We start from the raw sequence: 24,584 nt of genomic DNA on the forward strand, positions 1-24,584 counted from the left end.
GCAACAATTTGCTGGCAGATGGGCCCCATGACTTCTGCCAGCACCCCTCTCGCCACCGTCGTCCTCGCCGCCGGCAAGGGCACCCGCATGAAAAGCGACCTGCACAAGGTGCTCCATCCGATTGCCGGAAGGCCTATGCTGGAACACCTCCTGGCCAGCGCAAAGGAACTGGCGCCGGAGCGGCAGGTCGTCGTTGCGGGACACGGCCGCGAGCAGCTGGAAAAGGCGCTGGGCGCACGCGCAACGATCGCCGTGCAGGAACCGCAGCTCGGCACCGGGCACGCCGTGCAACAGGCCGAGCAGGCGCTTTCGGGTTTCGAAGGCGACGTGCTGATTCTCTACGGGGACGTGCCTTTCGTACGCACCGAAACGATGCGCGCGATGATCGAGCGGCTTCATGCGCCCGATGCGCCTGCCGTCGTCGTCCTTGGCTTCGAACCGGAAGACCCGCTGCAATACGGCCGCGTCCTCGCTCACGATGACGGCCGCATCGCGATGATGGTCGAATACAATGATGCCGACGAAAAGCAGCGCGCCTGCCGCCTGTGCAACTCAGGCCTGATGGCGGTGAAGTCGGCGGACCTGTTCGACCTGCTCGGCAAAGTCGGCAGCGACAACGCGGCGGGAGAATATTACCTCGTCGACATCGTCAACATCGCCACGCTCGAAGGCCGCACATGCGCCGTCATCGTCACCGACGACGCCGACGAAGTGGGCGGCATCAACAGCCGCGGTGAACTTGCGGCGGCGGAAGCACGCTGGCAGGCCAAGCGCCGCGTGCAGGCGATGGCCGACGGCGTCACCCTTATCGCGCCAGAGACCGTGTATTTCGCATGGGACACGCAGCTGGGCCGCGATGTCACTGTCGAGCCCAACGTGGTCTTCGCACCCGGCGTGACCGTGGCGGACAACGTGACGATCCACGCCTTCTCGCACCTCGAAGGCGCGACGCTGGAATGCGGCACCTCGATCGGTCCCTATGCACGCCTGCGCCCCGGCGCAGTGCTCAAGCAAGGCTCGAAGATCGGCAACTTCGTGGAGATGAAGAATGCCGTGCTGGGTGAAGGCGCCAAGGCCAATCACCTGTCCTACCTCGGCGATGCGGAAATCGGCTCAAATGCGAACATCGGTGCCGGCACGATCACCTGTAATTACGACGGCTACTTCAAGCACAAGACGGTGATCGGCGAGCGGGCCTTCATCGGCTCCAACAGCGCCCTCGTCGCCCCCGTGAAAATCGGCGCGGATGCGATCGTCGCGGCCGGCAGTGCCGTCACCCGCGACGTGGCCGCCGGCGAGCTTCGGCTCGTCCGCGGCGAACAGCTGGTCAAGCCCGGCTGGGCCGACCGCTTCCACGACGCGATGAAAAAGAAGAAGGCCGAACTGAAGAAGTAGGTCTCAAGCCCGGCCTTTCAGGGGAATTACGAACCGATCGCCTGCTTGCGTGCGATATTGCTCAGTTCAATCTTCGCCGCTTCGCTGCCCGGTTCATAGTCCTGAGACTGGCGGAACAGCTGCGCGGCCTCGTCCAGATCGCCCATCTGCATCTTGTTGTAGCCCATGCCGCGCAAGGCGCGCGCTGCAAGGTCCGCATCGGGACCGGTCTTGTCCTTGTCCGCGACGGCCCATGCGTGAGCGAAAGCATCATAGCTCTGCTGCCATTCGCGCCGCGACTTGAAGAGCTCGGCATATTCGTTGGCGAAATGCGCATTGCCCGGAGCCATCTGCATCGCCATGCGCAATTCACCTTCGGCAAGGTCGCCACGTCCAAGATCGATCAGCGCGTACCCCTTGCCGAAATGGGCATCGCACAGGGCACCATCGACAAGCACGACGTGACTCGGGTCCGCTGAACGCGCGGTACGATCCGAGCGACATACGCGTGTGCGGGAATCGCCCGCCAGCGACTGGTCTGCCGATGCAATCACCTTGTCGAAAAGGCCCACCGCCTTCGCCTGCTTTCCATTTCGGATCAGATCAAACGCCTGATCCACCTCGGCACCAAAGCTTGCTTCGAATTTCGCCTCCGGCTTCACATTGTGGTCAAAAGCCATGGCCAGTGCGATGGATTGCGGCTTCGCTGCCGATTCTGATACCTCGCCGACAGAAGCGGCATGTGCAGCCCCTGCAAACAAAAGACCCACTGCGCCTGTGAAGACAACTCGACTGAGCATCGGTGAAATATCCTCTTCCCAAAAACACCGATGCTGCGCCGGTCTGTGCCGGGTCCTGTTGTGGACCTAGGTCGTCAGACAGTGTTCGTTGAACCGCCTAAAATATCGGACGGGCGTAATTTGACAAGTCGCATCGTGGAAATCACATCGTCACATAGCGGATCGATCAAGATCCGTCACCTTCGCGCAACATCCGGAGAATCCCATGCCGACCAGCCCCTGGAGCCATACCCGCAGTTCCTCGATCGCCGACGACGTCGATTTCGAGATCAAGGGTCAGGAACTCCAGTTCATCGAAATCGAACTCGATCCCGGCGAGAGCGCGGTTGCGGAGGCCGGAGCGATGGTCTGGAAGGATTCGGACATCACGATGTCGACGGTATTCGGAGATGGCTCGAACAATGACGCCAGCGGCTTCATGGGTAAGCTGCTGGGCGCGGGCAAGCGTCTCGTCACCGGCGAGAGCCTGTTCACCACGGTCTTCACCCATCATGGCCAGGGCAAGGCGCGTGTGGCCTTTGCCGCCCCGGTTCCGGGCTCGATCCTGCCGATCAAGCTTGATGATGTAGGCGGCCGGCTGATCTGCCAGAAGGATGCCTTCCTGTGCGCCGCGCGCGGTGTCTCGATCGGCATCCACTTCCAGCAGAAGATCATGACCGGGCTGTTCGGCGGCGAAGGCTTCATCATGCAGAAGCTGGAAGGCGACGGTTGGGTCTTCGTGCAGATGGGCGGCACCGTGATCGAGCGTGAACTGCGCGCGGGCGAGGAACTGCACATCGACACCGGCTGCATCGCGGCCTTCACTTCAGGTGTCGATTTCGACGTGATCCGCGCCGGTTCGGTCAAGTCCATGATCTTCGGCGGCGAAGGCGTGTTCTTCGCCCGCCTGCGCGGTCCCGGCAAGGTCTGGATCCAGTCGCTGCCATTCTCGCGCCTCGCAGGCCGTATGCTTTCGGCTGCCCTGCCCGGCGGACAGCGCCGCGGAGAAGGCTCGATCCTGGGTGGTCTGGGCGACCTGCTGGACGGCGACTGAGACACTGTCGCCAACGCGGCTGTACATTAAGGCAAATTCACACTCGCGACACCAAATGCCAACCACTATCAGGGTACAGGCAACCGGACGCAGCATGGATCTGCCATCCCCGAACTAAGGTATCGAGAAGCGAATGTGTGGAATCATCGGCATCGTCGGCAAGGAAGACGTGGCAGACCGGCTGGTCGACGGCCTCAGGCGCATGGAATACCGGGGTTATGACAGCGCCGGTGTCTGCACCGTCCACGAAGGCCAGCTGATCCGCCGCCGCGCGCAGGGCAAGCTCCTCAATCTGGTCAGGGAACTGGTCACGGACCCGGCCCCGGGCCTCACCGGCATCGCCCACACCCGCTGGGCCACCCACGGCGCACCTACAGCCGCCAATGCTCATCCGCACGCAACATCCGAGCTGGCGCTGGTCCACAACGGCATCATCGAGAACTTCAAGCCCTTGCGCGAAGGCCTCGAGGCGCGCGGCCGCACGTTCGAAAGCCAGACCGACACCGAAGTCGTGGCGCATCTCGTGTCAGAACAGGTCGAAGCCGGGCATTCACCGCAGGATGCCGTGAGGACGGTGCTGCCACAGCTTCGCGGCGCTTTTGCGCTTGCCGTTGCCTTCCGGCGCTTCCCGGACATGCTGATCGGTGCGCGCCTCGGCTCTCCTCTGGTGGTCGGCTATGGCGAGGGCGAAACCTATCTCGGGTCCGATGCCCTCGCCCTCGCCCCGCTCACCCAGAAGATCAGCTATCTGGAAGAGGGAGACTGGGTCGTCATCACCCGCGACGGCGCGCAGATCTTCGACGTGGACAACCGCCCGGTCGAGCGTGAAATCGTCACGTCCGGCGCATCGGCCGTTGCCATCGAAAAAGGCAACTACCGCCACTTCATGCAGAAGGAGATCTTCGAGCAGCCGACCGTGGTGGCACAGACCCTGCGCAGCTATGTGCGCCAGATCGACCAGTCGGTGGCCCTGCCCCAGATCGACTTCGACCTTTCGGCGATCAACCGCATTACCATCGTCGCCTGCGGGACCAGCTTTTACGCGGGCATGGTTGCGAAATACTGGATCGAACAGTTCGCGCGCCTGCCGGTCGACATCGATGTGGCGTCCGAGTTCCGCTATCGCGATCCGGTGCTCGAACCGGGTGGCCTGGCCCTGTTCATCTCGCAATCGGGCGAGACCGCGGATACGCTTGCCGCCCTGCGCCACTGCAAGGCCGCCGGGCAAACCATCGCAGTGGTCGTCAACGTGCCCACCAGCACCATGGCGCGCGAGGCCGACCTGCTGCTGCCCACCCATGCCGGGCCGGAGATCGGCGTCGCGTCAACCAAGGCCTTCACCTGCCAACTCGCCGTCCTTGCCGCACTCGCCGCGCACCTCGCGGTAAAGCGCGGGCGCATGGACCGCGACGAGGAAACCGTGATCGTCCGTCACCTTGTAGAGACACCTGCCTGCCTCAATGCCGCACTGGATCACGACGAAGAGATCGCCGCGATGGCGCACCTGATCGCCCCGGCCCGCGACGTGCTCTATCTCGGCCGCGGCCTCGATTATCCGCTTGCGCTGGAAGGCGCACTCAAGCTCAAGGAAATCAGCTACATCCATGCAGAAGGTTATGCTTCAGGCGAAATGAAGCACGGCCCGATCGCACTGATCGACGAAGCGGTACCCGTCATCGTTCTCGCACCGTCCGGACCGCTGTTCGAAAAGACCGTCTCGAACATGCAGGAAGTGCGCGCGCGCGGCGGCAAGGTAGTCCTCATTTCGGACGCCGAAGGCATTGCGGAGGCCGGTGAAGGCTGCATCGCCACCATCGAGATGCCCAAGGTGCATCCGCTGATCGCCCCGCTCGTCTATGCCGTGCCGGTGCAGTTGCTCGCCTATCATGTGGCCTGCGTGAAAGGCACCGATGTCGACCAGCCGCGCAACCTGGCCAAGAGCGTTACCGTCGAATAGCGGCGTACCGGCTGTTGCGGCGTCGCCCTAGCCCCCGCCAGAGACGCCAATGCGCTTCTGCTCATGTCTGCAAAAATAAGGTTAGCCGTGATTACGGCTTTACCGGGTAATAACCCTTATCCGGTATGCCAAGCAGTGTGAACAGCAAGTCGCTCCATAGCAACGCACTCCCGACGGCTCTTCCCGCACTTGCGGTGCTGGGCCTCACCGATCCCGTCAACGGGGATTGGGCCCGTTTGCGCGGGTTGCAGTATGCGAGCCTCGGATCCGCCGCCTTTCTGCGGATTGCGACGCAGGGTTCCGCCGTCCTGGCGGCCGCAGCACTGTTGGTGCACCATGTGCACATGGGCGCCATCCTCGGTTGGATCGCCACCGTAGCTGCAACCTTGTGGTACAGCTTTCGCATCGAACGCTCGATGGCGGACGCCGACCGGCGGCGCATGTCACGCGGCGAAATCCGGGCGCAGATGATCAGTTCGGCCGTGAACGGCCTCGCCTGGGCAGTGCCGCTCGCCTGTTTCGGCTTCCTGACGGATTCGCAGATACAAGTGAAGATCTGGACCGTCCTTGCCATGTTGATGACGGCGTCGGCGATCCTTCTGCCTGCCGTGCCGATCGGAACGATCATATTTTCCGCAATCGTCGGTGGCACCGCGATTGTTTACTTCCTGTTCACCGGCAGCTACGATCTGGCAGCCATCACGATCTTTTTCACCGGCATCATCTTCGCGGGCGCCATCGAAGGCGCGCGGCGGTATATCGCCGCCCAGATCGCGGAAGCCGGGCTTCTCGAAAAGAACGAAGTCGTTTCACTGCTCCTTCGCGAATTCGAGGAAGGCGACGCAGACTGGTTGTGGCAGGTCGACACGGCCCGCCGCGTCCGTTCGGTATCGCCGCGCTTCGCCTATGCGCTGGGGAATGACGCAGCCCAGGCGGAGGGCCTTCCACTCCTGCAGCTCATTTCCGGACCGGGCTGGGAAACCGGACAGTTTCCGACCAGCCTCCACGATCTTGCCGAACGCCTGAAGCGGCGCGAGAATTTCTCCAACCTGCTGGTAAGGGTGATAATCAACGGGCAGCCGCGCTGGTGGGAGCTTTCCGGCACCCCCCGCTTCGATGAGGGTGGAACCTTCAGTGGCTTTCGCGGTGTTGGCTCCGACGTGACCGAAGCACGCGAGAACTCCGACAAGATCGCCTGGCTCGCCCGCTACGATCCGCTCACCGGCCTGCCCAACCGCACGATGCTGACCGAGGCACTTGCCGGAGCCCTCGACAATGCCGAAAAGCGCAACACCCGCTGCGCCTTCCTGATGATCGATCTCGACCGCTTCAAGGCCGTCAACGACACACTGGGCCATATAGTCGGCGACCAGCTCCTGGCCCGCGTATCCGAACGCCTGAAGGAGTTGATGACCGAGAACGACCTGTGCGGCCGCCTCGGCGGCGACGAGTTCGCCATTGTCATCCGCGATGCATCCGAACTCCGGCACATCGACGAGGTGGCACAAAACGTCATCCAGCGTCTGTCGCAGCCCTATGACGTCGATCACCACACGCTCTATGTCGGCGCGTCGGTCGGCTCGGCGATCGGCCTGCGTGACGGCGACACTGTCGAGACACTGATGCGCAATGCGGATCTTGCGCTTTACCGGGCGAAGGACGGCGGCGGCAACACCCACTACACCTACGAACCCACGCTGCACGCCCATGCCGAGGAACGCCGCAAACTGGAATTCTCGCTGCGCAAGGCATTGGAAAAGGACGAGTTTGAGCTGGTCTATCAGCCGGTCGTGGATGCCCATACCGAAGGCGTGGTCAGCTTCGAGGCCCTGCTGCGCTGGAACAGCAAGGATCACGGCCCGGTCAGCCCCGCCAAGTTCATTCCGCTGGCGGAAGACACCCGGCTGATCGTGCCGATCGGCGAATGGGTTCTGCAGCAGGCCTGCCTGGAGGCGATGAACTGGCCCGATCATATCCGCGTGGCCGCCAACGTCTCGGGCGAACAATTGCTTGATCCGAACTTCACCGCCAGCGTCGTCGGTGCACTTTCGCAAAGCGGCCTTTCGGCCCGGCGGCTGGAAATCGAAGTCACCGAAAGCATCTTCCTGCGCGATGCCACGCAGGCCCGCGCCGCGCTCGAGAAGGTCATGGCACTGGGCTGCGGCGTAGCGCTCGACGATTTCGGTACCGGCTATTCCTCGCTCGGCTACCTCAGGAAACTGCGGTTCTCGACCATCAAGGTGGACCGCTCGTTCGTGCAGGGGGCTGCGGCCGGCAACATCGAAAGCATCGCGATCATCCGCGCCGTGGTCGCCATGGCCGACAGTCTCGAGATGTCGACCACCGCCGAAGGTGCCGAAACCGAAGAGGAAGTCGAACTGATCCGCCAGCTCGGCTGCCGCAAGATCCAGGGCTACTACTTCGGCCGCCCGATGGCCGCGAAGGACGCCGAAGCGCTGTTCAGGAACCCGCGCAATCTTTCACAGCACAGCGCGGCCTGACACCCTTACGCCATCAACGCCTCCGTGCGAAAACGGCGTGTATCCGGATCAGGCCCCGACCAGCCCCTTGATTGCGCTTTCGAACAGCTCGCGGCCGTCAGTGCCGCCGTGAGTGATCTCGATGGCGCGTTCGGGGTGCGGCATCATACCGAGCACGTTGCCCGCCGCGTTGAGCACGCCCGCGATCTGCCGGGCCGAGCCGTTGACGTCGCCGACATAGCGGAACGCCACCCGTCCCTCACCCTCGAGGCGGTCGAGCGTGGCATCGTCGGCGTAGTAGTTGCCATCATGGTGGGCAACGGGGATCGAGATTTCCTGCCCCGCCTCGTAGCCGCTGGTGAACAGCGACTGGGCGTTCTCCACCTTGAGCGTCACGTCGCGGCAGACGAAGCGGATCACCGAATTGCGCAGCAGCGCGCCGGGCAGCAGCCCGCTTTCGGTCAGCACCTGAAAGCCATTGCACACGCCCAGCACCGGCACGCCCTTTTCGGCGGCGGCGATCACCGCCTGCATCACCGGCGAGCGCGAGGCGATGGCGCCGCAGCGCAGATAATCGCCGTAGGAAAAGCCGCCGGGAAGCGCGATGAAATCCAGCCCCTCGGGCAGGTCATGATCGGCGTGCCACACCCGGTAAGGCGCGGTTCCCGAAACCTTCTCCAGCGCGTCCGCCATGTCGCGGTCGCAGTTGGAGCCGGGAAAGGTGATGACGGCGGAGCGGAAGGCCATCAGGCGGCCACCTTCTCGATGCGGTAGTTCTCGATCACCATGTTGGCGAGCAGCTTGCGGCACATGTCGTCGAGCGCTTCGTCGCTGGTGCTGTCGGCCACGTCGAGCTCGAACAGGCGGCCGGCGCGCACGTCGTTGACGCCGGAAAAGCCCAGACCTTCGAGCGAATGGTGGATCGCCCGGCCCTGCGGATCGAGAACACCGGGCTTCAGACTGACGTGGACGCGGACTTTCATCGCAGGGCCTTTCGCTTGCGAGCGGGCAGATTCGTTTGAAGCGCCTATGACTCCTGCAGCGCCCCGGGGCAAGTCATGCTATGGGCGCCGCTGTTGAACAGGCCGCCAGATGGCCGAAATGGAGCAATACATGCCGATTTCCTTCGCCGGTCAGGTCGCAGTCGTCACCGGAGCAGGCAATGGCCTTGGCCGTGCCTATGCGCTGGAACTGGCCCGGCGCGGTGCGAAAGTGGTGGTAAACGACCTCGGCGCCTCGCGCGACGGCACCGGCCATTCGGATGCGGCACTGGCCGTGGTCGAGGAAATCCGCGCGGCAGGCGGCGAGGCGATGGCCGATGGCGGCGACGTCTCCGACTTCGCGCAGATGGAAGCCATGGCCGCCCGCGCGGTGGAGGCCTGGGGCGGCATCCATGTGCTCATCAACAACGCGGGCATCCTGCGCGACCGCACCTTCGCCAAGATGGACCCGGCCGATTTCGAATTGGTCCTGCGCGTCCACCTGCTCGGCAGCGCCTTTGCCACCAAGGCGGTGTGGGAAACGATGCGCGCGCAGAATTACGGCCGTGTGCTGATGACGACCTCATCAACCGGCCTCGGCGGCAATTTCGGGCAGGCCAACTACGGCGCGGCCAAGGCAGGCGTGCTTGGCCTCGCCCGCACGCTGCGGCTGGAAGGCGCCAGACACGACATCCGCGTCAACTGCATTGCCCCCACCGCCGGCACCCGCATGACCGCCGACATCTTCCCCGATGAGGCCTACAAGGCGTTCGAGCCCGAAGGCGTGGTACCAGCCGCGCTGTTCCTGGTCTCAAAGGATGCCCCCACCGACGCGATCGTCGCGGCGGGCGGCGGTGTGTTCCAGAGCGCCTTTATCACGATGAACAAGGGCGTGCTGCTGCCGGAAAACGAGCGCACCGTGGAAGGCTTTGCCGCAGCGTGGCCCGAAATCCGCGAGCGGACGGGCGACCATGTGTTCGAGAACGGCATGGAGCAATCGCACCACGCGCTGTCGATGCTGAGCCGCGCTCGAGGGTGAGGCTGCGCGGCAAGTTCGACGCCTCAGGACTTAGACTCGGTTTATTGCCGACGAACCTAGGTACTCACGCCATTTCATGGTCCCTAACCCACGCGGCAAGTTTCACGGGGTCGCTGATCCGGATGTGGCGGTAGCCCGTAGCGATGAAACCGTGCGCCGTCAGTTGCCGCAGGGCCTTGGCAAGCGTTACTGTCGATATCCCGAGCATCCCGGCAAACTCCTCCTGGAGGAAGTCGAGCCGGTCGCTGCCGTCGGCGGCGTGATGCATGCGCATGATCAGCCTGCCCAGCCGCACTTCGGGCGACAGGGTTCGCATGTCATCCAGCAGCGCCAGCGACACCGACAGGCGGAAAGACGCGACAATGTAAAACGCACGGGCAATGGCGGCATTGCCGAGCAAGCGATTGAAGGCCGTACTTTCCAGATGACCGATGACGGTTTCGCCAATCGCCACCGCGCGATGCTGCCGCACCTCGCCATGCAGCAGCGCGGCGTCGCCATAGTTCTGACCGGTATGAATCAGTCCGGAAAACACCTCCAGGCCATCGCTTCGCGGGTTGATGAGCTTGACCCGGCCGGCGATGACAATGCCGATACTCTGATCCCGGTCGCCGCGCTCATGGATGACTTCCCCGTCGCGATACTTGCGGCGAATGGCGTGCGATTCCACGAGTGCCCACTCAGCCGGCGGCAGGAGTTCAGAGAGTCTCGGAACACTCGAAACGGACACATCGAACCTCAATTCTTAAATTTTTCATATTCTGAACGCTGCCTATGAACTAGCCATGGAACATATCCCCGCCAATACTGAAAGGGATCGCCAGCCTTCTGCTCACAAGTCGCAAGGCCACGGGCTATTCGGGTCGCACGAATAGCAATTCGGGAATGGCAACCGGCAAACCGGGCCATTCAGACTTGCCGGGGCGTTGCGGAACAGAGACGCGACGCCCCGACATTCTCCGGATCAAGTCGCTTCCCGAAAGCTGAGGTTTCTTCTCCCCACCCGCCTCAGCGAGGGCAGCCGGGTGTCGATCAATGCCTGAGCCGGACGATTAGCCGTCCACCACCTTGAGCAGCTTGCGCTCCAGCGGACTGAGCACACCCGCCAGTTCATGCCCCCGCTTGAGAACCTGGCCGGCCTCACCGAACAGCGTCCACATGCCCTGCTTGCCGCGCAGGGACGGACGTTTTTCGATGCGGGCCTGCGGGCGTTCGGCAGCGCGGCGGAAGGCGCTGAAGTTGGCAGCCTCCTTGCCGAAATCCATTGCGTAATCACGCCAGAATCCGGCAGCGACCATGCGGCCGTAGAGATCTAGTATACGCTGGAGTTCCAGCCGGTCGAACCCGACCTGCAGCGGGGTTCTGCCCGGAAAGGCGACAATACTTGCGGAAGCGGGGTTCGCCGGACCGGCGGGGCCTGCCGCCATTCAGATCATACGCCCTTGCAGGCTGGTTCGCTCGGCTTGGCCGCCTCGCGCTCTGCCAACAGCGCTTCGACCTGCTCGCGCAGGACCGCAACCTGCTCTTCGAGTTCATCGACCCGCTGGCTGCCCACCGGTTCGCACGGCTCCTTGCAGGGCGTGCCGTAGGGCATGAATTCCTTGGCGTAAGTCTCGGCCTTGACGAGAGTCGAGCGCGCCTTGACACCGATCATCGTCGCCCCTTCGGGCACGTTCTCCGTCACGACTGCACTGGCACCGATACGGGCGCGCCTGCCGATGGTCACAGGGCCGATGATCTGGGCGCCCGAGCCAACGATCACGTTGTCCTCCAGTGTCGGGTGACGCTTGCCGCCCACGCCGTTAGTGGGGTTGGAGCCGCCCAGCGTGACGCACTGGTAGATCGTGACATTGTCGCCGATATGCGCAGTTTCGCCGATCACGGTAAAGCCGTGGTCGATGAAGAAATTCTTGCCGATGGTGGCGCCGGGATGGATGTCGATTGCGGTGAGGAAGCGCGAAAAGTGGTTCACCGCGCGCGCCAGGAAGAACAGGCGGGCATTGAACAGGCGGTGCGCGATCTTGTGCCAGAACAGCGCCCAGACGCCCGGATAGAGCAGCACCTCCCAGCGCGAACGGGGCGCGGGATCGCGTGCGACCACGGAGTCCAGATAGCGGATCAGGTTACCCAGCATTACGCGTAAATCCCATCAATCCGGCCGCGATGCAAGTTTTGCGCCTGCCGCCGTCAATCCTCTTTCGTCGCGCCGCCCTTAGTCTCAATCAGTGCGTCACGCCAGATCGCCATTGTCGGCGCCTGCTTTCGCTCCAGACTGAGCCGGTCGATCGCGGCGACCAGCTTCTCCACGCCCACATGGCTACGCTCACACCGTCCTACAAGATATTGCGTTGCAGAATGGTCAAGAACCAGCCCGCGCATTTCCGCATGGAGTTCCATCAGCGCGATCAGCATTGCATCGTCCGGCTCACCGATTTCGAGGTCGAGCGCAGCGCCGAGGCGCGAGGCGAGATCGGGCAGGCGCACCTGCCAGCTGCCCTCCCCGGTGCCGCGCGCACGGTTGGCCACGATCAGCAGCGGACGGCCGCTTTCCTGCGCCCGGTTCCAGCGGTGGAACAGCTCGTCCTCATCGAGTGTCTCGGCATTGTCCACCGCGTCACCCTGCCCGGATTCGGCGAACCAGCGGGCCAGCAATGACTTGCCCGAGCGCGGCGGGCCAGTGAGGATCGCCGTGTGGAAGGGCCACTTGTCCGGCTCCATCAGCGCGTCGAGAACACCGGCATTGGCATTGCCCACGACAATACGCGGGGGGCTGTCGCTCGCGGTGGACAGCGGGAGGGCAATCTGTCTCATGCTGGCCCTAGCGGCTGATCTTCAGCGCACCGCCACCGCTCGAGACTTTCCAGCCCTGCGAACGCAAGGCGGCGGCAAGGCGCTCGGCCCCGCCCGAGACAGTGACCCGCATGACCGAGGTTCCCCCGATCGCAAGACTGACGGTCGCCGCGCCCTGCACGCCCGGCACACCACGCACGGCTGCGAGCGCGCCATCGACGGCGGCGGCGTCCGGGGTCGCGAACTGGACGGAAACCGTTTCGGCCGGCGCGCCGGGGACATCCTCCGAGGGCACTGCCGGCCCCGCCTGAGGCACTATCGGCGCCTCGTCATCCTTGGGCATCAGCGCGGTGCGCAACTGCTCGAAAGCGCGATCGAGTGCGGCGCCGCCCATATTGAGCGTCGGGTCGGGCGTGAGCTTGCCCTGCGCCAGTGCGTCGCGGTACAGGCCATCGACCCGCTCCACCGCCTGATCGAGCATGGTCGGCAGCTCCTCCTCGTTCTGCGCAGTCATGGTGAAGCTGCCGAGGAAAGTGTTGTCGAGACCATAGCGCGCAGTGAAAGTGCCCTTGACCGGGCCGCCGGGCCACTGCCGTTCGAGCCGGGCAACCGGCGTGACCACATCGGCCGCGTCGAACTGTCCCAGTAGCGTGCGCCACCACAGGCGGCTTCGGCGTCCGGGCTGCCCCGCAGTCAGGACCAGCGATTCGCCGCCCGAACCGGTGGGGCGCACATAGTCCACCGGACTCGCGGCCGCCTGGAATTCGGCCCAGGCACGCTGCCAGGGGCCGCGTACCTCGAACACCTGCCGCACGCCGCCCGAATAGAGCACGGGAATCACCAGCATCGGCGCAGAGCGGGCAACGCCCGAGCCTGGCCCGCCGACGTACTGTCCTGCCTTCGTCTTGTCGAACACCACGCCGAGCTTTGCGATATAGCGGCGCGGGCCGACCTGCTCGTGCTCGATCACCACCGATGAAACCATGGCGTCGATCGATTCGACCGGCATGTCGGGCCCGCCCAGCTTCTTCCAGGCGAGTTTCTCGGCCTGCTTCCAGCCCTCCAGCCGTGCGTCGGCGCCGGTTTTCGCGGACACGTCCACACTGATCCCGTCGACCTGGATATCTTCGGAATTGACCAGAGGAGCGATGCCGCGATCCCCCTCGATCTGCGCGGTGAGTCGCGCGCCGCCGATGGCCAAAGCCGCCACGGCAGCCGAAACCGCAAGCATCGCTGCCGTGCGGTTTGCCAGTCCGTTGCGGGCCGGCCGCAGGAATTTGGGGGAGATCGTGATCGCCATTGTCGAAACCGCGGGCCTTTTGCCCAAACGGCGATGGAAATCCAAGACGTAAAGCGCTAGGCGGCGCGAATGTCCGACGATAACTCCCCGAAGAGCTACTCCTACGAGCAGGCTGGCGTCTCGATCGCCGCCGGAAACGCGCTGGTCAAGGCCATTGCCCCGCTCGCGAAATCCACCGCGCGCCCGGGCGCCGATGCCGATCTGGGCGGATTCGGAGGCTTCTTCGATCCACGCGCGGCCGGGTACAAGGACCCGTTGCTGGTGGCCGCCAACGACGGCGTTGGCACCAAGGTGAAGCTCGCCATCGACCATGACCGCCACGATCACATCGGCATCGACCTTGTCGCCATGTGCGTGAACGACCTGATCGTGCAGGGCGCCGAGCCGCTGTTCTTCCTCGACTACTTCGCGACCGGCAAGCTGGAAAATGGCGTCGCCGAGCGTGTCGTCGCGGGAATCGCCGAAGGCTGCAAGATGGCGGGCTGCGCGCTCATCGGCGGCGAGACGGCCGAAATGCCAGGCATGTATGCCGCAGGCGACTATGACCTCGCGGGCTTCTGTGTCGGCGCCGTCGAACGCGGCGAGCAGCTCACCGGGGATCGCGTTTCGGCAGGGGACGTGCTGCTGGGCCTTGCCTCATCGGGCGTGCACTCGAACGGTTATTCGCTGGTGCGCCGCCTTGCCGCGGACAAGGGCTGGAAGCTCGACCGCCCCGCCCTGTTCGATCAGGAAACGCTGCTGATCGACGCGCTGATCGCCCCCACCCGGATCTATGTGAAGAGCCTGCTGCCGTTCATCCGCTCGGGCCGCATCCACGCCCTCGCCCACATCACCGGCGGCGGACTGCTGGAGAACGTCCCCCGCGTGCTGCCGCAAGGCCTGCACGCGCGTATCGACGCCGGAGCATGGGTGCAGCCACGGCTGATGGCATTCCTGCAGGCGCAGGGCCACATCGAACCGGCCGAGATGGCACGCACGTTCAATTGCGGCATCGGCATGGTCCTTGTCGTCAACCCGCAGGACGCAGCCGCGCTCAAGGCTGATCTGGAAGCTGTTGGCGAAGAGGTCTTCGTGATCGGTGCGATCGAGCCGGGAGACAAAGGCTGCACCGTGCAGGGCAGCGCCGACGACTGGTCTGCCCGCGAGACCTGGGAAGCCGTCCACCTCGGCTGAGGAGGCTCCGGCTCCCTATCGAGCGTCAATCCTCGGGGCTGTCCCTGCCGGGAATGCTGTCGATGTCTTCGCCCAGCGTGTCGCGCAAGTAGAACTCGCGCACGCCGACGAAGGCCACGACCAGCAGTGCCCCGGCAAAGAACACGCCGTAGACACCGAATACTGCGCCCACGCCCAGAATGGTGAACAGTGTCAACGCTGGCGGAATGTTGACGACCTGCCGGTTGATGACCGGGGTCAGCATCCATCCCTCGATCACGCGCACCACCACATAAGCCGCAACCGTGCGCCACAGCACGTCGCCGCCCGCCGCTGCCGCCAGACCGATCGACGGCAGCATCGCGACGGCGGGGCCGACATAGGGCACGAATTCGGACAGCCCGCCCAGAAGGCCCAGCGCCGCCCAGGACTCCAGCCCTGCCAGCCAAAGCGATCCGCCGATGATCACGCTCATGGCGATCATCGCGACAAGCTTGGCCTTGAGCCACAGACGCAGCGCTGCCGAGATTGCTTCCAGCGCGCGCTCCATGGTCGGCCGCGCTGGCGGTGGCGTCAGGAGGATAGCGGCTCGCCGGTACGGCCCCGGATTTCCGGCAATGAACAGCGCGCCGACCAGGACGATCAGCAAGTTGACAAGGAATAGCCCGGTGCCCGATGCCAGATCACTCAGGCGGTTTGCGATCGTGCTCCCGCCCGCGGCGGCCTCCGCTGCCTGCACGATCGCCTTGCCCACCGGGGTTGTCGAAAGCCCCTCCTCGACCTGCGACAGCGTGCCCGGCAGATTGCCGAGCATCCCTGCGATTTCGCTGCCAAACTGCACAGTCAGCAGGTAACCGATGGCTCCGAACAGTGCGAGCACCAGCAACGTCCCGAGAGGCAGCGCTGCCCTCCAGCTTGCGACACCAAATTTCTGCAGCATCCGCCCGGAACTGCGAAACGCAACCGCCCCCAGAACCGATCCGAAAGCCAGCAGCAGCAAGTCCGCCGCGCGCCAGATGATCAGCAGCACGCCAATGGCAAGCACCGTCCACGCCATCCGGCGCAAGTACCCCACATCATCAGGATTTGGCCTGAAAGGCGCGTTTGTCGTCACGTGCAATTCACCCCGCAGTTGCTCGCGCGCAACCGAACGCATAGGGGATGATCGCAAGCGAGTACAGGCGGACGGATGGGCATCATTTGCACCGAACGCGCCGCCCGCCGCGCTGTTTCTTGAGGCGGCGCGAAGAACCGGAAAGACAAGCATGACGCAAGTGCGGGCAAAAGTGGCGGTAATGATTTCGGGCAGCGGCACCAACATGGCCGCACTGCTCTATGCCAGCCGCGCGGAAGACTGTCCCTACGAGATCGTACTCGTCGCCGCCAATGACCCCGAGGCCAAGGGCCTGCGGCTGGCCGAAGCGGAAGGCGTGCCGGTCTTCGCTCTTTCGCACAGAGGCATGAAGCGCCCCGAACACGATGCGGCGATGGACGCCGCGATCCGGGCGTCTGGCGCGGAATGGGTCGCGCTGGCAGGCTACATGCGTATCCTTACCCCCGAATTCGTGAGCAAGTGGGAGGGCCGCATGGTCAACATCCACCCTTCCCTGCTGCCGAAATACACAGGCCTTCACACCCACGAACGCGCCATCGAGGCGGGTGACAGCCATGGCGGCGTGACCGTCCATCTGGTCACACCCGAACTCGACGACGGCCCGATCCTGGGTCAGACGCCGGTGGCGATCCTGCCCGGAGACACGCCCGAAGCGCTTGCAGCGCGTGTGCTTATTGCGGAGCATCAGCTTTATTCGCGCTGCCTTGCCCGGCTGGTGACGCGTGACCGCGATCCGGATTGGCTCGCCGAGCAGGTCCGCGTCCGGGCCATGGCCCTGCCCGAAGCCGATGAGGTCGTGAGTCACGGAATGCCATGCTTCGGCGTCATCAAGGGCAAGAAGTTCGCCTATTTCACTGCCGACCACCATGGCGATGGCCGCATCGCGCTGCTCGTCAAGATCAGCGGCACCGACGAGCAGGCCATGCTGATCGAACAGGATGAACAGGCCTATTTCCGCCCCGCCTATTTCGGCGACGGCTGGATCGGTATCAGGCTGGATTTGGGCGGCAACGACTGGGACGCGATCGGCGCATGGCTTGAGCGCTCCTGGCGCGCCATCGCACCAAAGCGCCTCACAACCTTGCTGGATGCGGCCGACGCGTTCTGACGGACCAGCGTCAGAACGCAAATCAGCCACGGTGCATCAGGCTGGCGCGCGTCGCGCCTCGTGGAGAACTTCGGCGATGCGGTCGAGCAGCGACAGCCGCTCCTTCTTCAGTTCCTCGACCCGTTCATCCGAAGCGGCGTCGAGTTCAGCCTCAATCCGGGTAATCGCGTGATTCACTTCGCCGTACCGGTCAGCCAAGGCTGCGAAATGCCCCTTGGTCATCTTGAGGCGGTGCATCAGATCAACATCATCGGGGAATTCGGCGGCAAGATCGTGGGGCTTATGCGACATTCTGGCTTCTCCCATATGAGATGCGCCTAATTTAGCCTCGGCGCACGGCCTATGCGTTGCGCTGGATCAACGGCTCCGCGACTTGGTCAGATTTCCGAATAGTCCACCATCGGTCGGCTTTCGCGCGTGCCACGATAGTACTTCTCCGGCTCCTTGGGATCTCCCGCGATCATCACGAAATCCTCATGCACTTCGACCAGAGTGCCGACGAAGGGAAACCCCTCCAGACTTCCATTGACGCGAAAGCTGACGGTATCACCGATCTTGAACGTCTTTTCGTCGAAATTGAATTCGAAGGGACAAGCTTCCCCTTCCTCACCCATGCCTTGCATTGCGGATCTCCTCTTTGCCGGAAGACTAGCGCAACGAGACAGGGTGCATCAAATGGAATTGCGCGCATCCTGGGCGATATCGCGGGCGCCGTTGCGCCACCAGTCAACGACTCTCGAGTGCAACCACCGCGTTCATCCTGCCTGCGAGCCTGGTATCGCCTGCATGAGCCACCAGCGACGTCAGCATGGCACCCACGAAAGAAATCGACACAGCAACAAGGATTGTTCGGCTAATCATGTCCCGGCAGCCCTCTACGACAGATCCTTCAAGACCGAAGACTGCACACCGCACAAAGACTTTGCACAATCGATCTCCAACCCCCGATTAGTAAGATCAATTAACGAGTCGCACCAAAGGAAAAGGCCGCCGAAATCGGCGGCCTTGACCGTTCTTACCAAGAATTAACCGCAGATCAGCCGACGATTTCTTCCGGCTTGAAGAAATAGGCAATCTCGATTGCCGCATTTTCATCCGAATCCGAACCGTGAACCGAGTTGGCTTCGATCGATTCCGCATAGGTCTTGCGGATCGTGCCCTCGGCAGCGTCTGCCGGGTTGGTGGCGCCCATGACATCGCGGTTGCGCTTCACGGCATCTTCACCCTCGAGCACCTGCACCACGACCGGGCCGGAGATCATGAACGAGACGAGATCGTTGAAGAATGGGCGTTCCTTGTGGACTGCGTAGAAGCCCTCGGCCTGCTCCTTGCTCATCTGGATGCGTTTGGAAGCGACGACGCGCAGGCCGGCTTCTTCCAGCATCCTGGTGACGCCACCGGTCAGGTTGCGGCGCGTGGCATCGGGCTTGATGATCGAGAAGGTGCGGGTGACCGCCATGGTTCATTCCTTGCGAAGTGGAGGTGTTGTTACTTGTCGCGCGCGCCCCTAGCCGGGATTGCGCCGCGCGGCAAGCGGCCTCAACCCGCCTGAATCCAGCGGCCCCCTTCCTGTTTCCAGTAATAGTGCTCAACCCCTTCGCGACCACGCAGCATCCGCCAGGTATCCCGCGCGTGCTGCACGGTGCGGTCATCAAACAGGAAGAAGGTACGGGCAAAGGACGTCTCGCCCTCGCGCCACTGGCCGTCGGCAATGGCGAGAAAATTCGCACCGTTGAGCGGCTGCGGCGTTTCGGAGAGCAGGATCGGCTGGAGCTCCTCCTGCCCCTCACCCGCCATGCCGTTGGCAAGGAACGTATCCTCGCCGAGCGACCACAGTGCCTGACAGATGCGCTGGCGCTGCTGCGGATCGGCGGATACGACAAGCAGGCGCTCGCCCAGTTTCATCACGTTGCGCGCTATGAGCGGCAGCGCCGCCTCGGCGGGATCGCGGCTGAGCTGGTAGAAGTCCACGCGCATCAGCCGCGTCCCCGCTTCCGTTCTCAGCCTTCGGCCGTGTCGCGCACGAAGCGGTCGAGCAGGCGCACGCCGAAGCCGGTCGCGCCCTTGTCCCACGTTGCGCCCGGCTTGTCGGCCCAGACGGTGCCGGCAATGTCGAGGTGTGCCCAGGGCGTGTCGTTCTCGATGAAGCGCTTGAGGAACTGCGCCGCCGTGATCGAACCGCCGAAACGGCTGCCGACGTTCTTCATGTCGGCAATCGCGCTGTCGAGCTGCTTGTCGTAGGCAGGGCCCATCGGGAAGCGCCACAGGCGGTCGCCGGTAGCATCGCCCGCAGCGCTGAGCGCGGCGGCAAGGTCGTCGTTGTTCGAGAACAGGCCGGCATATTCATGCGCAAGCGCGGCGATAATCGCGCCGGTCAGCGTCGCGAGATCGACGATCTTCGCCGGGTTGTACTCACGCTGCACCCAGGTGAGCGCGTCGCACAGCACCAGGCGGCCTTCCGCATCGGTGTTGATGACTTCGATGGTCTGGCCCGACATCGAAGTAACAACGTCACCGGGACGCTGGGCATTACCGTCGGGCATATTCTCGACAAGACCGCACAGGCCGATCACGTTGGCCTTCGCCTTGCGCAGCGCCAGCGCGAGCATGGTTCCGGCCACGGCACCGGCGCCGCCCATGTCCCACTTCATGTCTTCCATGCCCGCCGGGGGTTTGAGGCTGATGCCGCCAGTATCGAAGGTCACGCCCTTGCCTACGAAGGCGACGGGCTTGTCACCTTCAGCGCCGCCCAGCCATTCCATCACCAGCAGCCGCGCCGGACGCACCGAGCCCTGCGCCACGCCAAGCAGCGAGCCCATGCCGAGTGCGGCCATTTCCTTTTCGTCGAGGACGCGGATCTTGAGGCCGGTACCTTCCATCTTCGCCTGGCAGCGCGCAACGAAACTCTCGGGGTAGATCGTGTTCGCCGGCTCGGTGACGAGTTCGCGGGTGAACGCCACACCGGCCGCGACGGCCTGCTCCACCTCCCACAGCGCTTCAGTGCCTTCCGGCGCGCCGGCCAGCCCGATTTCGGAAAGGGTCGGCTTCTTGTCGTCGGCAAGCTTGGTGCGATAGACATCGTGACGCCAGGACCGCAGCACCGCGCCAAGCAGGGCACTGCCCGCTTCCTCCGCCGAAAGTCCCGCGCCGGTCAGGTCCAGCGTCAGAGAGGATTCGCCCGAGGTCAGGTACTTCGCAACGATCGCGGCACCGGCCTTTTCGATCGCGCCCTTCCGGTCCTTGGCATCCGCCGCGCCGACACCGGCCAGCGCTACGCGCACGACTTTGCCGTCACGCTCGACAAAGCCTTCGAACAGCTGCCCCGCCTTGCCCGAAAAACGGGCCATCTTCGCGGCTTCGGCCAGCACCGGCTCAAGATCGGCGGGCACGGCATCCTTGTTGACAAGTCGGGCGGCAAGACGTGCGGAACTGGCAGCCGACGCGTCAAGGAACTGGATCTGCATGGAATCTCCTGGATCTTCGCAGCGAAGCACCCAACTTGTGCGCTTCACCGCATCGCTGGATTGCAGTTAGGCACAGGCGGTGCGATAGGCAAGCCATGCTCCCTGCCGTGCAGATCCTTCCCCGAGCGCTGACTGCCCACCCGCGCGCCCTTTCGCTGGCCCCGTCGCTCGCTTCCATCGCGCTTGGCATGGCGGCAGTCTGCACGCCTGCCAGCGGGTGGGCACAAGACCTCCCGCAAGCTGACGGCATTGCAGCCGCAGAACAAGCGTCCCCAGCGGCTGAAGCCGGCGAACACATCGCCTTCACGGCCGACACGGTCGACTATGACGACAATGCCGAAGAGGTTACGGCCAGCGGCAATGTCGTGTTGAAACGACAAGCACAGTCAGTGCGGGCCGATACCGTCACCTGGAACCGCAAGACCGGCGTCATCGTTGCCAGCGGGAATGTCCGCCTTCTCGATCAAGACGGCAACCAGCTCTACACCGATCGCATCGAACTGACCGACGAACTCAGGACCGGCATGATGGAAAACATGCTGCTGGTGATGCGCGAAGGCGGCAGGCTGGCCGCGCTCAAGGGCGAACGCATCGCCAACGGCGACGTCATCCTCAACCACGCCGCCTACACGGGCTGCGATGTGGTCGACGACGAAGGCTGCGCCAGGACACCCGCCTGGCGCGTCATCGCCAAGAGCGTGATCTACAGCGAGGAACGCCGCCGCATCCGGTTCAAGAACGCACGGCTGGAACTGTTCGGTACCGTGCAGGTGCCCTTGCTCGGCCTGACCGTCAGCACAGACGGCCGCGCGGTATCCGGCTTTCTGATTCCTGACTTGCAGTCGACACCGTCCAACGGCTTCCAGATCGGCGAATCATACTACTGGAAGATCGACGAAAATCGCGATCTGACTGCGAGCCTTGCCGCCTATACCCAGGCGGCGCCCATGGGCTCGATCGAATACCGTGCACTGACCGGCAAGGGCGCTTACCAGATCACCGGCTACGCCACGGCCAGCAACAAGATCCCGATCTTCGGTTCCAGTTCGACCACCACGAATGAAGGCGTCAGCGCCTTTCGCGGCTACGTGTTCGCCAATGGCAAATTCCAGCTCGATGAAAACTGGAGCGTCACTGCGTCGATCCGGCGAGCGACCGACCGCACCTTCCTGCGCCGCTACGACATCAGCCGTGATGATCGTCTGCGCTCGATGATCAATGTCGAGCGGATCGATCAGGATAGCTACTTCTCCTTTGCCGGCTATGCCACACAAACCCTGCAGGCCAGCCGCGATCAGGGCCTGATCCCCGTTGCTTTTCCGGTGATGGACTACCGCCGCCGCTTCGACGATCCGGTGCTGGGCGGCAAGATCGAGACGCAGTTCAATACACTGGGCGTCACCCGCACCGACGGCCAGGACACCCAGCGCGCATTCGCCAGCGCGCAATGGACACTGCGGCGGATCACCGGCATGGGCCAGGAAGTCGTTCTGACCGGCCTTGCCCGCGGCGACGTCTACCATTCCGACGAAAATGCAGCGACGAGCACAGTGATCTATCAAGGCGATCCCGGCTGGCAGAGCCGTGCCATCGCGCTGGCAGCCGTCGATGTGAAATGGCCACTGGTCGGCGCGGCATTGGGCGGCACGCAAGTGTTCACCCCCCGCATCCAGCTTGTCGCCAGCCCTTCGATCCGCAACCTGGCGGTACCCAACGAGGATTCGCGCGCAATCGAGCTGGAAACCGGCAACCTCTTCGCACTCAACCGTTTTCCAGGCTACGACCGGTTCGAGGACGGCGTGCGGTTCACCTATGGCTTCGACTGGAAATTCGAGGCCCCGCGCTGGCGGATCATGGCCACCATCGGCCAGTCGGTGCGCCTGAACGACAAGCCGACACTGCTGCCAGACGGCACGGGCCTGACCGGCAAGACGTCGGATATCGTCGGCCGCACCGAAGTGCGCTACCGCGATTTCATCAACGTGATTCACCGCTACCGGATCGACAAGGACAGCCTGGCGATCCGCCGCAATGAATTCGATGCGGTGATCGGCAACACCCGGACATACTTCGAAGTTGGCTACACCAAGCTCAACCGCGATATCTCCAACACCATCGAGGACTTGCAGGACCGCGAGGAAGTGCGCGCTGCCGGGCGTATCGCCTTTGCCCGGTACTGGTCGCTGTTTGGCTCCGCCGTCGTCAACCTGACCGACCGGAAGGAAGACCCGACTTACGGTTCCAACGGATTTCAGCCCCTGCGCACGCGCGTGGGCGCCTCCTATGAAGACGACTGCATGCAGATCGCTCTCACCTGGCGGCGCGACTACGAAACGACAGGCGACGCCAAGAAGGGCGACTCGTTCCAGATCCGTTTCAGCCTCAAGAACATCGGCTTGAGGTGAGTCGCGGCCAATCCGGCCGTTGATCCGTGGATTGACGGATATCCATGGCTTTGCGCCCGTTGGCAGGCCCACCCAAAGCCGCTATCGGGTGTGCTCATTTTCGGTTAAGCCGCATCGCGGCAGGAACTGCATCAAGGTACGGCAGGACTGTAATACAGGTTACCTGCCATGAATTGTCCGGCCCGGGCCGGTTGAAGACGGGATTGTGATCACGGTGCAAGCAGTCAATCGCAGCAGCTCCTTCAAGCGCGCGTTCATCACCATCGGCAGCCTCGCCGCGCTCGCCGGATCACTGGCTGCGCCGGGTGCGATGGCCCAGAACGCCGCGCAGGGACAGATCGTCATCCCCGACAACGTCAAGATCTTCGGCAATGACAATCCCAACGTCCGCCGCGCTACGGCTGTGGTCAACGGCGATGTCATCACCGGCACCGACGTCGATCAGCGCCTTGCCCTGATCATCGCGGCCAATCAGGGCAAGATCAGCGAAGAGGAAATGAAGCGCCTGCGCCTGCAGGTTCTGCGCAACCTCATCGACGAGACCCTGCAGATCCAGGAAGCCAAGGCCTCCGACATCGAAGTCGCCCAGGCCGAGGTCGATCAGTCCTATGCCCGTGTCGCCGCGCAGAACTTCAACCAGAACACCAGTGCGATGGATGCCTATCTCAAGCGCATCGGGTCATCGCCGGAATCGCTGAAGCGCCAGATTCGCGGCGAAATGTCGTGGCAGCGTCTGCTCCAGCGCAACATCTCGCCCTTCATCAACGTCTCGGACGACGAAGTGAACGAGATGCTGGCGCGCCTCAAGGCCGCGAAGGGCACCGACGAGTACCGCCTTGGCGAAATCTACCTCTCGGCCACGCCCGACGCGCGCCAGCAGGTATACGAAAACGCTTCGCAAATCGTGCAGCAGCTTCAGCAGGGCGGCAGCTTCGTGGCCTATGCCCGCCAGTATTCGCAGGCTTCGACGGCTGCAGTCGGTGGCGATCTCGGCTGGATCCGGCTTGCCCAGCTGCCCGCAGAACTTGCCACAGTCGCCCGCGAAATGCAGCCCGGTCAGCTGGTTGGCCCGATCGAAGTGCCCGGCGGCTTCGACATTCTCTACCTGATCGACAAGCGTCAGGTGCTCACCACCGATCCGCGCGATGCGATCCTCTCGCTCAAGCAGATCTCGATCAGCTTCGCCAAGGGCACCACGGAGGCGCAGGCCGGGCAGAAGGCAGAAGCCTTCGCCAACGCCATCAAGGCAGCCAAGGGCTGCGGCGATGTCGACAATGTTGCCGCCGGTATCGGCGCCCAGGTTGTCGCAAACGATCAGGTCAAGGCCCGCGATCTGCCCGGCCCGATCCAGAACGCCATGCTGCAGCTCTCTCCCGGTGAGACGATGCCTCCGTTCGGCTCGGTGGAAGACGGCGTGCGTATCCTGATGCTCTGCGGTCGCGACGATCCGCAGCAGGCCGACCAGGGCCCCAGCTTTGAACAGTTGCAGGCCCAGCTCGAGGATGACCGTATCAACAAGCGTGCGCAGATGTACCTGCGCGACCTGCGGCGTGACGCGATCATCGAATACGACTGATCGCCGGCGGGG

23 protein-coding genes are annotated in these 24,584 nt (G+C 63.7%); 9 read left to right on the forward strand and 14 right to left on the reverse strand.

All coding sequences use genetic code 11. From position 1 onward, the window contains the following. Positions 1–27: 27 nt before the first annotated feature. Entirely contained in the window at positions 28–1,395 is a 1,368-nt protein-coding gene (glmU, locus tag MTR64_RS12885; protein ID WP_243994470.1) for a bifunctional UDP-N-acetylglucosamine diphosphorylase/glucosamine-1-phosphate N-acetyltransferase GlmU, read from the forward strand. 26 nt (positions 1,396–1,421) lie between these two features. Here glmU and MTR64_RS12890 read toward each other — a convergent pair whose 3' ends face one another. Continuing rightward, positions 1,422–2,054 (reverse strand): diguanylate cyclase, encoded by a 633-nt coding sequence (locus MTR64_RS12890; RefSeq protein ID WP_243994473.1) that lies wholly within the window; start codon positions 2,052–2,054, stop codon positions 1,422–1,424. A 325-nt stretch (positions 2,055–2,379) separates the two neighbouring features. Between MTR64_RS12890 and MTR64_RS12895 the strand changes: the two genes are divergently transcribed. From MTR64_RS12895 to MTR64_RS12905, 3 genes are all read left to right on the forward strand, one after another. Beyond that, complete coding sequence (locus MTR64_RS12895; RefSeq protein ID WP_243994475.1) at positions 2,380–3,207, forward strand: TIGR00266 family protein; 828 nt, start codon at positions 2,380–2,382, stop codon at positions 3,205–3,207. A 133-nt stretch (positions 3,208–3,340) separates the two neighbouring features. Next, positions 3,341–5,164 (forward strand): glutamine--fructose-6-phosphate transaminase (isomerizing), encoded by a 1,824-nt coding sequence (gene glmS, locus MTR64_RS12900; RefSeq protein WP_243994477.1) that lies wholly within the window; start codon positions 3,341–3,343, stop codon positions 5,162–5,164. Positions 5,165–5,301: 137 nt separating this feature from the next. Continuing rightward, positions 5,302–7,665, forward strand: coding sequence for a putative bifunctional diguanylate cyclase/phosphodiesterase (locus MTR64_RS12905; RefSeq protein ID WP_419144944.1), 2,364 nt, complete (start codon positions 5,302–5,304; stop codon positions 7,663–7,665). A gap of 48 nt (positions 7,666–7,713) precedes the next feature. On the opposite strand, the gene purQ is transcribed toward MTR64_RS12905, so the two are convergent. Then, positions 7,714–8,391, reverse strand: a complete 678-nt coding sequence (gene purQ / locus MTR64_RS12910) for a phosphoribosylformylglycinamidine synthase subunit PurQ (protein ID WP_243994481.1) — start codon at positions 8,389–8,391, stop codon at positions 7,714–7,716. Further along, positions 8,391–8,627: a phosphoribosylformylglycinamidine synthase subunit PurS gene (purS, locus tag MTR64_RS12915; protein ID WP_067736312.1), complete on the reverse strand. Its 237-nt coding sequence runs from the start codon at positions 8,625–8,627 to the stop codon at positions 8,391–8,393. Before purS ends, purQ begins: the two co-directional genes overlap by 1 nt. Positions 8,628–8,757: 130 nt before the next feature. Here purS and MTR64_RS12920 point away from each other — a divergent pair, with 130 nt between their 5' ends. Next, positions 8,758–9,663, forward strand: coding sequence for an SDR family NAD(P)-dependent oxidoreductase (locus tag MTR64_RS12920; protein WP_243994483.1), 906 nt, complete (start codon positions 8,758–8,760; stop codon positions 9,661–9,663). 64 nt (positions 9,664–9,727) lie between these two features. On the opposite strand, the gene MTR64_RS12925 is transcribed toward MTR64_RS12920, so the two are convergent. From MTR64_RS12925 to MTR64_RS12945, 5 genes are all read right to left on the reverse strand, one after another. After that, complete coding sequence (locus MTR64_RS12925; protein WP_243994484.1) at positions 9,728–10,333, reverse strand: Crp/Fnr family transcriptional regulator; 606 nt, start codon at positions 10,331–10,333, stop codon at positions 9,728–9,730. A gap of 382 nt (positions 10,334–10,715) precedes the next feature. Further along, positions 10,716–11,090 carry a DUF2794 domain-containing protein gene (locus MTR64_RS12930; RefSeq protein ID WP_243994486.1) on the reverse strand — a complete coding sequence of 125 codons (375 nt, stop codon included), beginning with the start codon at positions 11,088–11,090 and terminating at the stop codon, positions 10,716–10,718. Between the two features lie 5 nt (positions 11,091–11,095). Then, complete coding sequence (gene epsC, locus MTR64_RS12935) at positions 11,096–11,797, reverse strand: serine O-acetyltransferase EpsC (protein WP_243994488.1); 702 nt, start codon at positions 11,795–11,797, stop codon at positions 11,096–11,098. A gap of 53 nt (positions 11,798–11,850) precedes the next feature. Next, complete coding sequence (locus tag MTR64_RS12940) at positions 11,851–12,474, reverse strand: HdaA/DnaA family protein (protein ID WP_243994490.1); 624 nt, start codon at positions 12,472–12,474, stop codon at positions 11,851–11,853. 7 nt (positions 12,475–12,481) lie between these two features. Next, positions 12,482–13,753 carry a heavy-metal-associated domain-containing protein gene (locus MTR64_RS12945; RefSeq protein WP_243994492.1) on the reverse strand — a complete coding sequence of 424 codons (1,272 nt, stop codon included), beginning with the start codon at positions 13,751–13,753 and terminating at the stop codon, positions 12,482–12,484. 69 nt (positions 13,754–13,822) lie between these two features. On the opposite strand from MTR64_RS12945, the gene purM reads away from it, so the two are divergent. Then, complete coding sequence (gene purM, locus MTR64_RS12950) at positions 13,823–14,926, forward strand: phosphoribosylformylglycinamidine cyclo-ligase (protein WP_243994494.1); 1,104 nt, start codon at positions 13,823–13,825, stop codon at positions 14,924–14,926. A 25-nt stretch (positions 14,927–14,951) separates the two neighbouring features. On the opposite strand, the gene MTR64_RS12955 is transcribed toward purM, so the two are convergent. Further along, positions 14,952–15,962 (reverse strand): AI-2E family transporter, encoded by a 1,011-nt coding sequence (locus MTR64_RS12955; RefSeq protein WP_243994497.1) that lies wholly within the window; start codon positions 15,960–15,962, stop codon positions 14,952–14,954. A 208-nt stretch (positions 15,963–16,170) separates the two neighbouring features. Between MTR64_RS12955 and purN the strand changes: the two genes are divergently transcribed. Beyond that, positions 16,171–17,127, forward strand: coding sequence for a phosphoribosylglycinamide formyltransferase (gene purN / locus MTR64_RS12960; RefSeq protein WP_243994498.1), 957 nt, complete (start codon positions 16,171–16,173; stop codon positions 17,125–17,127). Positions 17,128–17,163: 36 nt separating this feature from the next. On the opposite strand, the gene MTR64_RS12965 is transcribed toward purN, so the two are convergent. The 5 genes from MTR64_RS12965 to MTR64_RS12985 all read right to left on the reverse strand — a co-directional run bounded on the left by MTR64_RS12965 (position 17,164) and on the right by MTR64_RS12985 (position 20,591). Next, complete coding sequence (locus MTR64_RS12965) at positions 17,164–17,418, reverse strand: YdcH family protein (RefSeq protein ID WP_243994501.1); 255 nt, start codon at positions 17,416–17,418, stop codon at positions 17,164–17,166. Between the two features lie 86 nt (positions 17,419–17,504). Beyond that, the gene (locus MTR64_RS12970) at positions 17,505–17,750 is read right to left on the reverse strand and encodes a hypothetical protein (protein WP_243994503.1); all 246 of its coding nucleotides are present in this window, start codon (positions 17,748–17,750) and stop codon (positions 17,505–17,507) included. A gap of 413 nt (positions 17,751–18,163) precedes the next feature. Beyond that, positions 18,164–18,586 carry a nucleoside-diphosphate kinase gene (gene ndk / locus MTR64_RS12975; protein ID WP_243994504.1) on the reverse strand — a complete coding sequence of 141 codons (423 nt, stop codon included), beginning with the start codon at positions 18,584–18,586 and terminating at the stop codon, positions 18,164–18,166. Positions 18,587–18,666: 80 nt separating this feature from the next. Beyond that, positions 18,667–19,104, reverse strand: a complete 438-nt coding sequence (locus MTR64_RS12980) for a DNA polymerase III subunit chi (RefSeq protein ID WP_243994506.1) — start codon at positions 19,102–19,104, stop codon at positions 18,667–18,669. Positions 19,105–19,127: 23 nt separating this feature from the next. Beyond that, positions 19,128–20,591, reverse strand: a complete 1,464-nt coding sequence (locus MTR64_RS12985) for a leucyl aminopeptidase (protein ID WP_243994508.1) — start codon at positions 20,589–20,591, stop codon at positions 19,128–19,130. A 95-nt stretch (positions 20,592–20,686) separates the two neighbouring features. Between MTR64_RS12985 and MTR64_RS12990 the strand changes: the two genes are divergently transcribed. Together MTR64_RS12990 and MTR64_RS12995 are read left to right on the forward strand one after the other, a co-directional pair. Beyond that, positions 20,687–22,996 (forward strand): LPS-assembly protein LptD, encoded by a 2,310-nt coding sequence (locus MTR64_RS12990; protein WP_243994509.1) that lies wholly within the window; start codon positions 20,687–20,689, stop codon positions 22,994–22,996. Positions 22,997–23,210: 214 nt separating this feature from the next. Next, positions 23,211–24,572, forward strand: coding sequence for a peptidylprolyl isomerase (locus tag MTR64_RS12995; RefSeq protein WP_243994510.1), 1,362 nt, complete (start codon positions 23,211–23,213; stop codon positions 24,570–24,572). The last annotated feature ends 12 nt before the right edge of the window (positions 24,573–24,584 follow it).

Origin of the sequence: Novosphingobium album (ex Hu et al. 2023) (assembly GCF_022832385.1) — a bacterium.
Taxonomy (GTDB): Bacteria; Pseudomonadota; Alphaproteobacteria; order Sphingomonadales; family Sphingomonadaceae; genus Novosphingobium; species Novosphingobium album.